Annotated in this window: 13 protein-coding genes; 8 read left to right on the top strand and 5 right to left on the bottom strand. The window is 56.1% G+C overall.

From position 1 onward, the window contains the following. Nucleotides 1–11: 11 nt before the first annotated feature. Together IEY11_RS08470 and IEY11_RS08475 are read right to left on the bottom strand one after the other, a co-directional pair. Nucleotides 12–200 (bottom strand): ferredoxin, encoded by a 189-nt coding sequence (locus tag IEY11_RS08470; protein WP_118728741.1) that lies wholly within the window; start codon nt 198–200, stop codon nt 12–14. A 47-nt stretch (nt 201–247) separates the two neighbouring features. Then, on the bottom strand, nt 248–406 hold the full coding sequence (locus IEY11_RS08475; RefSeq protein ID WP_188886293.1) for a hypothetical protein: 159 nt from the start codon (nt 404–406) through the stop codon (nt 248–250). A 171-nt stretch (nt 407–577) separates the two neighbouring features. Here IEY11_RS08475 and IEY11_RS08480 point away from each other — a divergent pair, with 171 nt between their 5' ends. Continuing rightward, nucleotides 578–2,410 (top strand): NAD(P)-binding protein, encoded by a 1,833-nt coding sequence (locus tag IEY11_RS08480; RefSeq protein WP_118728740.1) that lies wholly within the window; start codon nt 578–580, stop codon nt 2,408–2,410. Then, the gene (locus IEY11_RS08485) at nt 2,404–4,164 is read left to right on the top strand and encodes a [FeFe] hydrogenase, group A (protein ID WP_188886294.1); all 1,761 of its coding nucleotides are present in this window, start codon (nt 2,404–2,406) and stop codon (nt 4,162–4,164) included. The genes IEY11_RS08480 and IEY11_RS08485 overlap by 7 nt, the downstream gene beginning before the upstream one ends. Nucleotides 4,165–4,890: 726 nt before the next feature. On the opposite strand, the gene IEY11_RS08490 is transcribed toward IEY11_RS08485, so the two are convergent. Continuing rightward, a complete protein-coding gene (locus IEY11_RS08490; RefSeq protein ID WP_188886295.1) occupies nt 4,891–5,937 on the bottom strand; it encodes a LacI family DNA-binding transcriptional regulator in 1,047 nt (348 codons plus the stop codon). A gap of 523 nt (nt 5,938–6,460) precedes the next feature. On the opposite strand from IEY11_RS08490, the gene IEY11_RS08495 reads away from it, so the two are divergent. The 4 genes from IEY11_RS08495 (at nt 6,461) to IEY11_RS08510 (ending at nt 11,575) form a co-directional block, all read left to right on the top strand. Next, nucleotides 6,461–7,471 (top strand): sugar ABC transporter substrate-binding protein, encoded by a 1,011-nt coding sequence (locus tag IEY11_RS08495; RefSeq protein WP_118728738.1) that lies wholly within the window; start codon nt 6,461–6,463, stop codon nt 7,469–7,471. Between the two features lie 268 nt (nt 7,472–7,739). Continuing rightward, nucleotides 7,740–8,750 carry an inositol 2-dehydrogenase gene (iolG, locus tag IEY11_RS08500; protein ID WP_188886296.1) on the top strand — a complete coding sequence of 337 codons (1,011 nt, stop codon included), beginning with the start codon at nt 7,740–7,742 and terminating at the stop codon, nt 8,748–8,750. 111 nt (nt 8,751–8,861) lie between these two features. After that, nucleotides 8,862–10,523 carry a solute:sodium symporter family transporter gene (locus tag IEY11_RS08505; RefSeq protein ID WP_188886297.1) on the top strand — a complete coding sequence of 554 codons (1,662 nt, stop codon included), beginning with the start codon at nt 8,862–8,864 and terminating at the stop codon, nt 10,521–10,523. 263 nt (nt 10,524–10,786) lie between these two features. After that, nucleotides 10,787–11,575 carry a TIM barrel protein gene (locus IEY11_RS08510; RefSeq protein WP_188886298.1) on the top strand — a complete coding sequence of 263 codons (789 nt, stop codon included), beginning with the start codon at nt 10,787–10,789 and terminating at the stop codon, nt 11,573–11,575. A gap of 226 nt (nt 11,576–11,801) precedes the next feature. On the opposite strand, the gene IEY11_RS08515 is transcribed toward IEY11_RS08510, so the two are convergent. Together IEY11_RS08515 and IEY11_RS08520 are read right to left on the bottom strand one after the other, a co-directional pair. Next, a complete protein-coding gene (locus IEY11_RS08515) occupies nt 11,802–12,827 on the bottom strand; it encodes a YeiH family protein (protein ID WP_118728736.1) in 1,026 nt (341 codons plus the stop codon). Nucleotides 12,828–12,952: 125 nt separating this feature from the next. Beyond that, nucleotides 12,953–13,348 carry a pyridoxamine 5'-phosphate oxidase family protein gene (locus tag IEY11_RS08520; protein WP_118728735.1) on the bottom strand — a complete coding sequence of 132 codons (396 nt, stop codon included), beginning with the start codon at nt 13,346–13,348 and terminating at the stop codon, nt 12,953–12,955. A gap of 174 nt (nt 13,349–13,522) precedes the next feature. On the opposite strand from IEY11_RS08520, the gene IEY11_RS08525 reads away from it, so the two are divergent. Both IEY11_RS08525 and IEY11_RS08530 read left to right on the top strand, forming a co-directional pair. After that, nucleotides 13,523–13,864: a winged helix-turn-helix transcriptional regulator gene (locus IEY11_RS08525; RefSeq protein WP_118728734.1), complete on the top strand. Its 342-nt coding sequence runs from the start codon at nt 13,523–13,525 to the stop codon at nt 13,862–13,864. Between the two features lie 42 nt (nt 13,865–13,906). Beyond that, on the top strand, nt 13,907–14,815 hold the full coding sequence (locus tag IEY11_RS08530) for an asparaginase (RefSeq protein WP_118728733.1): 909 nt from the start codon (nt 13,907–13,909) through the stop codon (nt 14,813–14,815). Nucleotides 14,816–14,819 lie beyond the last annotated feature (4 nt).

The following is a 14,819-nucleotide window of genomic DNA, read 5'->3' on the forward strand; positions in this document are numbered from 1 at the left end:
GCTTACGTTGTTCAGCTGACATGAATGACGGCCACCGGACAGCCGCCTGCAGCCTCCTGCGCGCCCGCCTGCTCCTCTGCGGTTTCCGGCTGATGATGGACTTCGGCAAGGCCGTCTTCCGCCATGCGGAACACGGAAGGACAGGTTCCTTCACACAGGCCGCAGGAAATACAGCCGCCTCGTTCGATTGTAACGTGCATACCGATACACTCCTTTCGGAGATTCAGTTTGCCCCGTTTCCGATGATTTATGCGTTCCTGCGCGCGAAACAGCGATGGCGGATGCCGCCGAAGCCGCCCGCAGCTACGGTGCAGTCCTTCGCGGTGATGGTCTGTCCCGGCCGGATAAACTGCTCCACCTGATATACCTTATCTATATTCAGCGAACCGAAATTGATGATACGCACAGCTTTGCTCTCCTTCTCTTTTCTGGCAGTATAGCATATCCGTCCTCCAGCTGCCACTGCAAGCAGCTTTTTATTGGTATTTTCTCCAAAATCACTGAGTTGCAATTGACTTATCCGCCAAAAAGTTCTATTATTTTTTATATGTTTTTACAAGAAAGGGAGGGGACTTTTTTGAGTCGTTTATCCATTGAAACGCCGGGCAAGGCTGAGACCGTCATTGCCGGCTTGTACCGCGATATCGAGCGGCGCATCAGCGCCAGTCCTCCGGGTCTGTGTCCGGTGGATATGTCGCTGTCGTTCCTGCGTCTGTGCCATGCACAGACCTGCGGCAAATGTGTTCCGTGCCGCATCGGTCTGGGACAGCTGACCACTCTGCTCGAGCAGGTGCTGGACTCCACCGCAACACCGGAGACCATTGACCTGATCGAGAAAACCGCCCGTGTCATTCAGGATACGGCGGACTGCGCCATCGGCTATGAGGCTGCCCGCATGGTTCTGCAGGGCGTGCAGGGCTTCCGCGATGACTACCTCTCCCATGTGGAGAGCGGCCGCTGTCTGTTCGGCTGGGATCATCCGGTACCGTGTGTAGCACTGTGCCCTGCCGGTGTGGATATTCCGGGCTACATTGCACTCGTGCGTGCCGGCCGCTACAACGACGCTGTGCGCCTGATCCGCAAGGACAACCCCTTCCCGACCGTATGCGGCTATGTCTGCGAGCACCCGTGCGAGGCACACTGCCGCCGCAGTATGGTGGACGATGCGGTCAACATCTGCGGCATCAAGCGTTTCGCGTGCGACCACGCAGACAACACCACGCCGCCGGATTCCGCACCCTCGACCGGCAAGCGCATCGGCATCATCGGCGGCGGACCGGGTGGTCTGTCAGCGGCGTATTTCCTGTCGCTGATGGGTCATCAGGTCGTAGTCTATGACCAGCGTCCCAAGCTCGGCGGCATGCTGCGCTACGGCATTCCGGATTATCGTCTGCCGCAGGACAAGCTGGATGCGGATATCGACTTCATCCTGTCCACCGGCATTGAGGTGCACACCGGCGTTTCCATCGGCCGCGATATTTCGTTCGCTGAGATTGAGAACCAGTACGACGCGGTTTACATCTCCATCGGTGCGCATAACGACAAGAAGATCGGCATTCCCGGCGAGGACGCAGTCGGCGTACACTCCGCGGTGCAGCTGCTCCGCGACATCGGCGAGGGCCGCGTGCCGGACTTCAAGGGCAAGCGCGTCTGCGTCATCGGCGGCGGCAACGTGTCGATGGATGCAACCCGAACCGCTATCCGTCTCGGTGCCTCCGCAGTAACGTGCGTCTACCGCCGACGTGTGACCGATATGACCGCGCTCGCTGAGGAGATCGAGGAAGCACAGAGCGAAGGCTGCCAGATTCTCTCGCTGCAGGCACCTGATCACATCGAAACCGATGAAACGGGCCGCGTTACCGCTCTGTGGACACGTCCGCAGGTCATCGGCTCCTACGGCAAGGACGGTCGTCCGCGTCCCTACGATGCCGATCAGCCGCTGCTCCGCACGCCGTGCGATGTCGTTATCGTAGCCATCGGCCAGTCCATCGACGCAAAGCCGTTCGAGCAGATCGCTCCGGTCGTACGCGGCAAGATTCAGGCTGAATCCGACGCATTTGTGCCGAACACCCCGCATGTATTCGCGGGCGGCGATGCCGTTACCGGTCCGGCGACCGTTATCCGCGCGGTAGCCGCCGGCAAGGTGGCTGCAGCCAACATTGACGCGCACCTCGGCTTCCGTCACGTTATCAAGAGCGATGTTGAGATTCCGGCACCGCATCTGACCAATATGCCGGCCTGCGGCCGCATCGAGCTGCGCAGCAGACCCGCCGAGGAGTGCGTCGGCAACTTTGATCTGGTAAAGTGCGGCATGACCGAGCAGGAGGTTCATCAGGAGACCTCCCGCTGCCTGCGCTGTGATCACTTCGGCTACGGTATTTTCAAGGGAGGGCGTTCTTCTAAATGGTAAATCTGACGATCAATTCTATCCCGGTGACTGTACCGGAAGGCACCACCATTCTGGATGCCGCCGCCTCTGTCGATATCGAAATCCCCAGCCTGTGCTACTTAAAAGAGCTGAACGAAATCTCCGCCTGCCGCGTCTGCTGTGTCGAGGTAGAGGGCGAGGGCAAGCTGGTTCCCTCGTGCAACAACGTCGTGCGTGAAGGCATGGTCATCCACACCAATTCTCCGCGTGCACTCGAGGCGCGCCGTGTCAATATGGAGCTTATCCTCTCGCAGCACGACAACAAGTGCGCGACCTGCATCCGCTCGGGCACCTGCCAGCTGCAGAAGATTGCAAACGATATGGGCATTCTGGGTGTTTCCTACCCCACCGACCTTGCACGCGGCAAAAAGGCCGACTGGACGACCACGTTCCCGCTCTACCGCGATGTAAATAAGTGCATCAAGTGCATGCGCTGCATTCAGGTATGCGACAAGGTGCAGTCGCTGTCCGTCTGGGATATCAGCGGCTCGGGTGCGCGCACCACCATTGATGTTTCGGAAAACCGCGTAATCAAGCAGGCGGACTGCTCGCTGTGCGGTCAGTGCATTACGCACTGCCCGACCGGCGCTCTGCGCGAGCGCGATGACACGCAGAAGGCATATGCTGCGCTCGGCGATCCGGACCGCGTGACCATTGTGCAGATTGCTCCGGCCGTGCGTGCTGCATGGGGCGAAGCCTTCGGCATGCCGACCGGCAAGGCAACCGTCGGTCAGCTGGTGTCCGTTCTGCGCAAGCTGGGCGCAGATTATGTGTTCGACACCACGTTTTCCGCCGATCTAACCATCATGGAAGAGGGCACCGAGCTGCTCCAGCGTCTGCAGGCGGGCGATCTGGACAATCAGCCGATGTTTACCTCGTGCTGCCCGGGCTGGGTGCGCTTTTTGAAGTCGCAGTTCCCGGAAATGACCGGCCGTCTGTCCACCGCCAAGTCGCCGCAGCAGATGTTCGGCGCGGTCGGCAAGACCTGGCTGGCGCACAATCTCGGCGTGGACGCAGACAAAATTTACAGCATCTCCATCATGCCGTGTATCGCAAAAAAGGCCGAGCGTGAGCTGCCGAGCATGGATTCGGCCGGTCACGGCAGCGATGTCGATCTGGTCATCACCACCCGAGAGCTGGCGCGCATGGCGCGTGCCGAGCACCTCGATGTGGAAAACATCGCGGAATCCGCGTTTGATTCTCCGCTGGGCGACGGCACCGGCGCAGGCGTTATTTTCGGCGCGACCGGCGGCGTTATGGAGGCCGCGCTGCGTTCGGCGTACTTCCTCACCACCGGCGAAAATCCGTCGCCGGATGCATTCCGCGAGGTGCGTGACGACGGCACGATTTCTCCGCTGCCGTGGCGCGAAGCAACGTTCGAGCTGGCAGGCCGGACTGTGCACTGCGCGGTAGCAAGCGGACTGGGCAACGCACGTCAGCTTCTGCACTCGCTGCAGCGCCGTGAGGTACACTATGAGTTTGTGGAGATCATGGCATGCCCGGGCGGCTGTGCAGGCGGCGGTGGTCAGCCGGTGGACGGCACCGACCGCGAAAAAGCCGCCGACCGCGGCAAGGTTCTGTTCCGACTCGATCAGAATGCACCGCTGCGTTTTTCGCATGAAAATCCGGCGGTTCAGGCGTTGTACCGTGAGTATCTGGATGAGCCGTGCTCGCACAGAGCGGAGGAATTGCTGCATTGCGACCATTTCGCATGGCAGATGAACGCTGCCCGCTGAGGGCACAAGAGGATAACAACCTACGGTTTTTACCCTCTTGTGAATCTCCCATTTCCCTTTTGGGATAGCACGGCGGCTGTTCAGAACTGAGACTATAAAGGAACGAGCGTACTGTTCCTCTTCCGCAGGGCGGACCTTTGGGTCCGCCCATTTCTTTTTCTTAGCCGCTCAAGCTGTTTTCGTACTGCTACACATGCGGTTAGTCTACGCTGGGTGCGGCATAATAGTGCCGCACAATTCGTTGGCACGTTATATAATAGACAGCACCTGCGAATTTAGATATTTAATACCATTTATCTTCGTAGGTGCTGTGCGTTACAACGTGTGAAAAAGTTGCGCAACACTGTCATGTTGCGCCTGCGTTGATCGAACCACCTGTGTAGCAGCAAGGAATCCGGCACTGCGTAGAGGTAACGAAATGGGAGCACACTGTGCTCCCCTGCGGTAGAAAAAATCCTCTGCCGTTCCCCCTTTTTCGAAGCGGTCGCCGCTCTCTGGTCTGCGCCAGACTGCGAAACAAAGGGAAACGGGAGTTAAGAGGGTAGAAACCGTAGGTGTCTACCCTCTTGCCCCACCGCCGTGGGTACGGCGCCTCCCTCGCTGAATCTCAGTGAAAAACTCCCCGCCCATCAGGGCCAAACACGCCTAATCAGTTCGTGTCCCCATCTATTCGGTGCAAAAAGAGACAGAAAAACGGCACAGCCAACGCTGTGCCGTTTCGCTTACTTATTCGATATTCTGTGCGCAGATAATGGAAATTTTCGAACCCTCATTACTGTTTTCCGGCTGAATATTCTTCTGCAGCAGGTCTGCGAGCAGGCGCAGCGGCTGGTTGCCTTGCCGGAACATGTCCTGCGTGATGGTCAGGTCAAGCGAGCCGTCAAGCAGCATTTGCTTGCGTCTCAGCGACATATCATGTGCGATCACACGCACCTGCTGATCCATGCCTGCAGCTTTGAGTGCGTCCACGCAGCCGGTAACGCTGCGGTTTGCCATATAGATGGCCGCCGGCGGATTGTCTGACTGCAGCGCCGCCGTGACGCGGTTATAGGTCAAACGGTAGTCGTTATAGGTCTCCTCAATCTCGATCTGCGAGGAAGAGAAGCCCTTTTTCTTTAGATGCTCGCAGAAGCCGTCTAAACGGGTGCGGTGGCCATCGTACTCCAGATTACCCGCCATCGCCAGCACACGCGCGTTTTTCGGCACGCACTTGCTGAGCAGCTCGGCGGCAATACGGCCGCTTTGTGTGTAATTTTGACCTACAAAGCACAGACGGCGGCTGTTCGGCAGATCCGAGTTGAACGTGATGCACGGAATGCCCTGTTCGGCCAATTCTCCGATGCGTGCTTCGATCGAAATATCATTTAATGCACACAGAGCGATGCCCTGCGCGCCCCAGTTTACCAGCTCGTCCAGCAGCTCGATCGTCTCGCGCGGAATATCTGTTTCACAAGTGCACACACGCACCTCAACATCGCGCTTTTCCAGCTCGGAACGCGCAGCCTGAATGCCCCTCGGGACATCCTCGTGGAACGGACCGCTCCAGTTTGGCAAAAGCACACCCAAACGCACAGGTTTGAGCGGCAGCTTTGCCTCTGCGGCCTGCCGATGCGCCTCCTTCGGAGAAAGATAACCGGTCTCCTGAATGGCATTCAGCACACGCGCACGCACATCCGCGCGCACATACGAACGATTATTTAATACACGGTCTACCGTGCCGCGGGAAACACCCGCAAGCTCAGCAATCGTTTGAATAGTTGGTCTTTTGTTCATAGTCCTTCACCTTTTCGTAATTGCTCTTTATATTATCCTGCATCTCTGCGATGTTTCTTTTCTCTGTGCTTATTATACCATATTTCTGTGCTTTGTGAAGACAAAATCTGTGCTTTCCTTCTTTCTGTGCATTTGCACATACCACTTTTGGCACAAGTTTTTCGATATATCCGATGTTTTATGCTCTATTTTTCATCTTTTCCAAAACTATGTGCGATATTCTGTGTTTTTCACAGAATGTGTGCTTTGTACGACATATACAATTACACACATCCAACCTTGTGACCTCCCTTGTTTCCCGCATATTTGTTTTGCATTTCTCGGTTTATACGCATTTTACGCGCATTTTATCCGCTCATTTTGACATTTTTTCATTTGAACGATTTCCACACCGGCAAATTGCCTGTTGACACTTCCGTACCCGCTCGCTATAATAAGAACATAAACAGCACAGAGCACACAATCGCACAGTGCTGAAAGAGAGGCAAGAGAAGAAAAACGAGAAAAGAAAGGGAGACACACTATGAAAAAGAGACTGTTAGCAGCCCTGCTCACCAGCGCCCTCGCACTCAGCCTGACCGCTTGCGGCGGCAGCACCGATTCTTCTGCAGCAAACGACGGCGGCGACACCGCCTCCACCCATGACGGCCCGTACAAGATCAGCATGGTGCTCAAGACCAACGCTGCCGAGTTCTGGAACATTGTTCAGGCAGGCGCTGAGGCATATGAGGATGAGCACCCGGATCAGGTCAGCCTGGACATCAAGGGTCCTCCGGCTGAGACCTACTACGAGGAGCAGCTCAACACCATCCAGACCGACCTTGCGGTTGAGTCCTACGATGGCTACCTGATCGCTCCGCTGCAGTCCGAGGCTGTTGCAACCGCTATCGCAAACACCGACAAGCCGGTCGTAGCATACGATACCCGCATTGATTCCGACAAGTGCCTCGCATTCGTCGGCACCGGCAACAAGGAAGCAGCCAAGGAGGGCGGCAAGGCCGCTGTTGAAGCTGCGAAGGCAGCCGGCTGGACCGATATCAAGTGCATCGAAATCGCAGGCGTTCAGGGTGACGCAACTAACACCGCCCGCATGGAAGGCTACCGCGAAGGCGTAAACGAAGCCGGCGGCGAGTTCCTTGATAACGAAACCCAGTACGCTAACGCAACCGCTGACCTCGCTGTAACCGCGATGGAAGGCATCATGAGCAAGTATCCGGAAGGCGTTGCCATCATCTGCTCCAACAACGACGATATGGCGCTGGCAGCTGCCCGTACCGCAAAGGACAATCCGAACTACGCAAAAACCATCTTCCTCGGCTTTGACGGCCAGAAGTCCGCAGTAGAAGCCGTTCTGAACGGCGAGCTGACCATGACCGCTGCACAGAACAACTTCGACATCGGCTACAAGGCAGTTGAGACCATCGTGAAGATCCTGAACGGCGAGGAGTACGGCGACGTAGACACCGGCACCGAGATCATCACCAAGGACAACGCACAGGCTCGTCTGGACAACTTCGCAAACTGGCTGAAATAATTCCTTGAAATGCGTGCATTTCAAGGAGATGGGAAACACCGCGGCTTTGCCGCGGATGATTCCCGGGCGAAAATCAGCGCGTCGCACAGCGGCACACCGATTTTCTTACTTGTAAAAAAACGCAGATACATGCTCCGCGTTTTTTTGTGAAGGCAACGCCTTCACGATTTAATACCGCCTGCGGCGGAAATTATGTATGGAAACGCGCTCCAACGCTTCATACAAACCTCTCTTTTTATTCCAAATGTTCATTTAAGGAGGAACACCCATGAAAGTAGGTATTATCGGTGCGGGTCGTATCGGTAAGGTACACGCAAAGAACATTTCCATGTTCGTACCGGAGATGGAGATCAAGACCATCGCTGACCCGTTTATGAATGAGCAGACCGAGGCATTTGCCAAGTCCTGCGGCATTCCGAACACCACCAAGGACGCAAATGACATTCTGAACGATCCCGAGATCGAGGCAGTGCTCATCTGCTCCTCTACCGACACCCATTCCAAGTACATCATCGAGGCTGCTCACGCAGGCAAGGACATCTTCTGCGAGAAGCCGATCGATTATGATCTGGAGAAGGTTCACGCTGCCATCAACGCAGCCAAGGAAGCTGGCGTAAAGCTGCAGATCGGTTTCTGCCGCCGCTTCGACCACAACCACCGCGCAGTTTACGACATGGTTCGTGACGGCAAGGTCGGCAAGGTCAACATCATCAAGATCTCCTCCCGCGATCCGGAGCCGCCTCCGGTATCCTACGTCAAGGTTTCCGGCGGTATCTTCTATGATATGATGATCCATGACTTCGATATGGCCCGCTTCCTCGCAGGCAGCGAAGTTACCGAGGTAAATGCAGTTGGTTCCGTTCTGGTCGATCCGGGCATCGGTGAGGCCGGCGACGTTGACACTGCGCTCGTTACCCTCAAGTTCGCAAACGGCACGATCGGCGTAATTGACAACAGCCGCAAGGCAGTTTACGGTTACGACCAGCGCGTTGAGGTATTCGGCTCCGAAGGCTGTGCCGAGGACCAGAACGACACCCCGAACACCGCTGTTCTGTCCACCGCAGACGGCGCGGTACACGGCGTAGCCTACAAGGTAATGTGGGATCGCTACACCGGCGCATTCGTTGCAGAAATGCAGGCGTTCGCAGATGCCGTTATCAACGACAAGGAGACTCCGGTTACCGGCGAGGACGGTCTGTATCCGGTACTGATGGCAGCAGCTGCTACCAAGTCGCTGCATGAGGGCCGCCCGGTCAAGATCTCCGAGATCGAGGCTTAATCACAGCTTAATTTTCACACCACGCACACAGTCTAAGCAATGTGCTAAAACCGTTGGTGCGCTATGCACCAACGGTTTTTTATGCAAATCGAGGAAGTTAGAACAGAGAAAATGATATTCACTTGCGTAACCTTTGTATTTTTCACCATTTTAGTCGCGGTCATCTCCTACGTCAAGACCAAGGGTGATGACCAGACCACCGCCGACGGCTACTTTCTGGCAGGACGCGGTCTACCGGGCATTGTCATTGCAGGCTCGCTGCTGCTGACCAACCTCTCCGCAGAGCAGCTTGTCGGTACAAACGGACAGACCTGGGCGATCGGCATGAGCCCGATGGCATTCGAGGTCATGGCAGCGACCGCACTCATCGTGCTGGCGCTGTTTGCCGCGCCGCGCTACCTGAAAAGCGGCATTACCACCATTCCGCAGCTGCTCGGCGAGCGCTACGACCGACCCACCAAGCTGTGGTTCTCCATCGCGTACATTATTCTGTACCTGTTCGTGCAGATCCCGGTCATTCTGTACTCCGGTTCGCTGGTATTTGAAAACATTTTCAACCTGTCCGGCACGCTTGGCATTACCAAGTTCCAGTCTATCGTTATTCTCTGCATTCTGATCACCATTATCGGTTCGATCTACGCCATCTTCGGCGGTCTGAAGGCGGTTGCGGTATCGGATACCATCAACGGCGTCGGTCTGCTGATCGGCGGACTGATGATCCCGTTCCTCGCGCTCAACGTGCTCGGTCATGCCTCCGGCAGCGACAGCGGCGTTGCTATCATGGACGGCGTGCGCTACCTGATCCACAACCACGCCGATATGCTCAACTCCATCGCACCCGCGCAGAGTGAAGCACCGGCCGTTCCGTGGCCGACCGTTTTCCTCGGTCTGGTATTCCTCGGCTTCCAGTCGTGGTGCACGCATCAGTCGTTCATCCAGCGCGTACTCGCTGCCGAAAACCTCAAGGAAGCACAGAAGGGCGCACTCTACTGCGCATTCCTGAAAATCCTCGGCTTTATGTTCCTCGCTCTGCCGGGTGTTATCGCTTACGCGATCTTCAACATCGAGGGCACGCAGGTATCCATGATGGATGACGCATATCCGGCACTGATCACCCGCGTTGTTCCCCAGCCGGTCATGGGCTTTTTCGCAGCCGTTATGTTCGGCGCGATCCTGTCCTCGTTCAACTCGGTGCTCAACTCGGTAAACACCATGTTCACGATGGACATCTACAAGGAATTCATCAACAAGAACGCCAGCGATAAAAAGCTGGTCTCGGTCGGCAAGAATATCGGCATTGTGTTCGCAATCTTCTCGATGATCGTCGGTCCGATGGTCTACTTCTTCCCTGCCGGACTCAAGACCTTCCTCGATTCGTTCGTTATGCTGGTCGGTCTGCCGGTCCTGTCCGGTGTATTCGGCGGCTTCTTCTTCAACTGCCTGCCGAAGTACAGCGCACGCTTCATCATGGTATTCCACATCATCTGCTATGGCGGCTTCATGCTCCTGTCTCCCAGCTATTCGCTGTTCGGCGGCAACGAGGGCACCATGCACTATCTGTACGCCGTATCCGTTCTGTGGCCGCTTGAAATGCTGATTATGTACCTCATGCACCGTCACAATAAGCGCAAGGGTGCTGAGGTTTGGGTACAGGAGGACGTCGGCGCGGTAGACCTGACGCCGTGGAAGTACCGCAATATCGTCAGCGTGATCGTTATCGTATGCGTTGTGCTGGTTTATCTGGCATTCTCGCCGCTCGGAATCGGCGCGTAACCCGTTTTAATTTTTACAGAACAGCGTATTGCATATCCGATACGCTTGATGTATCATCAAATCACAAGAGTATAGCAATTCAGATAAATAATGCGACAAAAGTAGCGGATGCAGCGCGTAAAGGGTAAGGAAGTTTTGCGCAGCTATGCTGTCGCATAGCAAGCGAAAGTGACGATGCTATTTGCGTGCTGTGTGCGCGCACTTGTTGCAGCATTTATCTGAATTGCTATGATTGAAACAAGAAAGTTTGGAGGTAATTTATTATGGCACTGAGAAAATGCGCTTGCATTGATACCCTTTACACCGAGCTGGACTGGCTCGACCGTTTCCAGGCCGCAAAGAACGACGGCTTTGAGGCCGTAGAGTTCTGGGACTGGCGTATCCGCGATCTGGATGCGACCCGCGAGGCTGCTGAGAAGGCCGGCATTGCAATTTCCGGCTTCAACGGCGACGCGGACTACTCGCTCGTAGACCCGACCCACAAGCAGAAGTATCTGGACTACCTGAAGGAGTCCATCGCAGCGGCTAAGAAGGTTGGCGCTTCGAGCGTTACCATCCACTCCAACGCACTGGGTGACGGCGGCATTGTAGTAAACCACTACGACAACCTGTCCCACACCGTAAAGCTGTGCTCGATGTACGACACGCTGCTCGCCTGCGCTGAGCTGGCCGAGAAGGAAGAGATCAACCTCAACCTCGAGGCGCTGAATATCACCACCGACCACGTCGGCAACTTCCTCGCTACCACCCAGATGGGCGCTGAAATCGTTCGTCTGATCGGCTCTCCGCGTCTCAAGCTGCTGTATGATGTATACCACATGCAGATCAACGAGGGCTGCATCTGCGATACCATCTCCAACTACGGCGATACCTTCGGCCACATTCACGTTGCTGATGCTCCGGGCCGTCATGAGCCGGGCACCGGTGAGATCAACTATAAGAAGGTTATCCGTCACCTCGAGGAGTGCGGCTACACCGGCCGTGTCGGCTATGAGCTGTTCCCGCTGACCGATACCGCAGCTGCCGTTAAGGCCATCATGGAAAACGCTTAAACTTCTCCTTTCTCTAACGTCCCTGCACCGTTTCGATGGTGCAGGGATATTTTTTGTGCTGTAATGCGTGCAGACCCTTATGGATTCCGATTCCAGAAAGGCGATCAGGCATCATGCATCCGTTTTCCGGTGCACACGAGTTGCACCAGAGAACAGATGCATAAATCAAACTTTCCGCAATAACAGAAAAGCACAAAGGACGAATGTCCTTTGTGCTTTTTACGCTTTAGAGGAACCCCAGCAAATGCTGCATTGCAATGCTGACGCACGCAATAGCGACCCAGCAGCAGAAGCCCATGAAAATCGGCTTGCCGCCGGTCTTGACCAGCTTTACGATATTGGTATTCATGCCGATAGCCGCCATCGCCATGACGATAAAGAACTTGGACAGCGTCTTGAGCGGCGTAAACACGCCTGCCGGTACGCCGACCGTGGTGCACACCGTGGTGATGATGGACGCGAGCACGAAGTACAGGATAAACATCGGGAACGCGCGCTTGAGCGAGAAGGCTTCGCCGCCCCTGCTCTGCTCGGTCTTGGCCTTGTGGGTGCGCCACAGCGCCAGTACGAGCGTGATCGGGATGATCGCCAGCGTGCGCGTCAGCTTGACGATGGTGGCGATTTCCAGCGTATTGCTGCCGTGAATGCCGTCCCACGCGGAAGCGGCTGCCGTTACGGACGAGGTATCGTTGACCGCCGTGCCCGCAAACAGGCCGAAACCGTGGTCGGTCATGCCAAGCATGCCGCCGAGCGTCGGGAAGGTCAGCGCCGCGATGACGTTGAACAGAAAAATGACCGAAATCGCCTGCGCGATCTCCTCATCGTCCGCACCGATGACCGGAGCGGTTGCCGCGATTGCCGAGCCGCCGCAGATGGACGAGCCGACACCGACCAGCGTCGAGATATTGGACGGCACCTTCATTGCCTTGCACAGCACGAACGACACGATCAGCGAGGTACCGATCGTCGAAACGATGATGGGCAGCGACTGTGCGCCGACCTTGGCAATCTCGGACAGGTTAAGACCGAAGCCGAGCAGGATAACCGCGTACTGCAGCACCTTTTTCGAGGTAAAGCCGATACCCGGCTGCACCTTGGTCTTGTCCTTCCAGAACAGCGTGAGCACCATGCCGATCAGGATGGAGAACACCGGCCCGCCGACCACCGGCACCGCCTGTCCCAGCAGCCACGCCGGAATCGCAATGCACAGGCATAGCAGCAGTCCGGCGCCGTTTTTCTTGATAAAATCCATTGTTTTACCCCCTTATTAAACCGAATATTAGTATACACTATTTCTGCCAGTCAGTTCAATACTCAGTTCGTGCAGAGGGCAAAAGAAATCAGCCTGCAGGCTCTTTGCAGGCTGATTGGGACTGTTTAGAACTGATACGGCGGATTTCCGGAGAAATCAGCGATGCTGCCGTGTGCATTCTCGAGATAGAACACCTCGAAGATCGGGTTGGTCGCCTCGCCGTACTGGCTCTTGACGATCGGATTTGCGATGCACATCTCCTTGGCAGCCATGTTGTTCTCGAAAACAGCCTTGCCGTGCAGGCGAATCCATGCGTACTCCGGGCTGGAAACCGAGATTTCGATCTCCGGATTTGCCTGCATATCCTTGTAAACGTCCTTCGTGTTGTTCGTGCAGAACCACAGCTTGCCGTCCATCTCACCCGAAAACATGAACGGGCGGCACTTTGCCTTGCCGTCACGGCCTACGGTTGCCAGATACTGTACCGGATTCGCCTGCAGAAATTCTACGACCTTGCTCATGATAAATACCTCCATGAAAATTTTATTTTCTTTTTCTATATTGGGATTGCTTTTCCCTTTCGGTGATTCTATAATAAAGCCGTAGTGACAATCTGTAAAGTAAGCACAATATTGTGGTGTAGTTACCCAAAAGATACTATTGGCGCAAATCGCGTTAACAAGGAGGTTTTTCTCATGGAACTGACCGAATCGACTGCAAAACAAAAACTGCCCGCCTGCCCTGTCGAGACCACGCTGACGCTCATCAGCGATAAATGGAAGGTGCTCATCCTGCGTGACCTGACGAACGGCACCATGCGTTTCGGCGAACTGAAAAAGTCCATCGGGCACGTCACGCAAAAGGTTCTGACCGCACAGCTGCGCCAGATGGAGGCCAGCGGTCTGCTGACGCGCAAGGTCTACGCCGAGGTGCCGCCGCGCGTGGAATACACGCTGACCGAACTCGGGTACAGCCTGAAACCCGTGATGGACGCCCTGTGGAAATGGGGAGAAAATTATCAGGCACAGTGCCGTTAATCCGGCTTTCTATCCGTAAAAACAACTTTCAGGAGGAAAATCATGCCTCATATTTTAATGATCGCCACCGGCGGCACGATTGCGTGCTGCGAGACCGAACGCGGTCTTTCCCCTGCTCTGGACGGCACCGCGCTGCTCGGCGCACTGCCTGAACTGTCTGCGCTGTGCACAGTCGAAACGCTCGATCTCATGCAGCTGGACTCGACCGACGTGACCGCCGCCGACCGTCAGCGCATGGCACAGGCGGTCTGGCAAAACCGCGAGAAATTCGACGGCTTTGTACTCACGCACGGCACGGATACGCTCGCATACACCGCCGCGCTGCTCACCCACCTGCTGCCGCATTTCGATAAGCCGCTCGTGCTGACCGGCTCCATGCTGCCAATGGGCGTGCCGGACTCGGATGCGCCGCGCAATCTGCTGGATGCGTTCCGCACTGCGGCAGACGGACGCGCAGGCGTGTACGCCGTAATGAACGGTCAGATTTTGCACGGCAGCCACGTTTTCAAGCAGCATTCGACCGAGATTGACGCATTTCTCTCGGCAAATGCCGCACCGGCCGGTGAAATCTGCGGCGGCAAAGTGCGCTGGAGCAAACCCGCGTCCACACCTTCCGGCGCGCCGCAGCTTATCGAGCAGATCGACACTCACATTTTGCCCGTGCGCCTGACACCTGATCTTGATCCGTCATTCTTCTCCGTGCTGCTCGGCTACCCCAAGGTCGTACTCGAAGCCTTCGGTGCAGGCGGCGTACCCGCCCGTTTGGAAGCCGCCGTGCGTGATCTGATCCAAAGCGGCACGCGCGTGTATATCACCACGCAGTGCCCGGAAGGCGGCGTACACCTGCACAAATACGAGGTTGGACGCCGTGCCGAAGCACTCAGTGCGATTTCTCTCGGCAGCCGTACCTTCGAGGACGCGCTCGGCGCACTCATGTGCGGTGAATTGTAAGATG

The organism is Butyricicoccus faecihominis (assembly GCF_014648015.1).
Lineage (GTDB): Bacteria > Bacillota > Clostridia > Oscillospirales > Butyricicoccaceae > Agathobaculum > Agathobaculum butyriciproducens.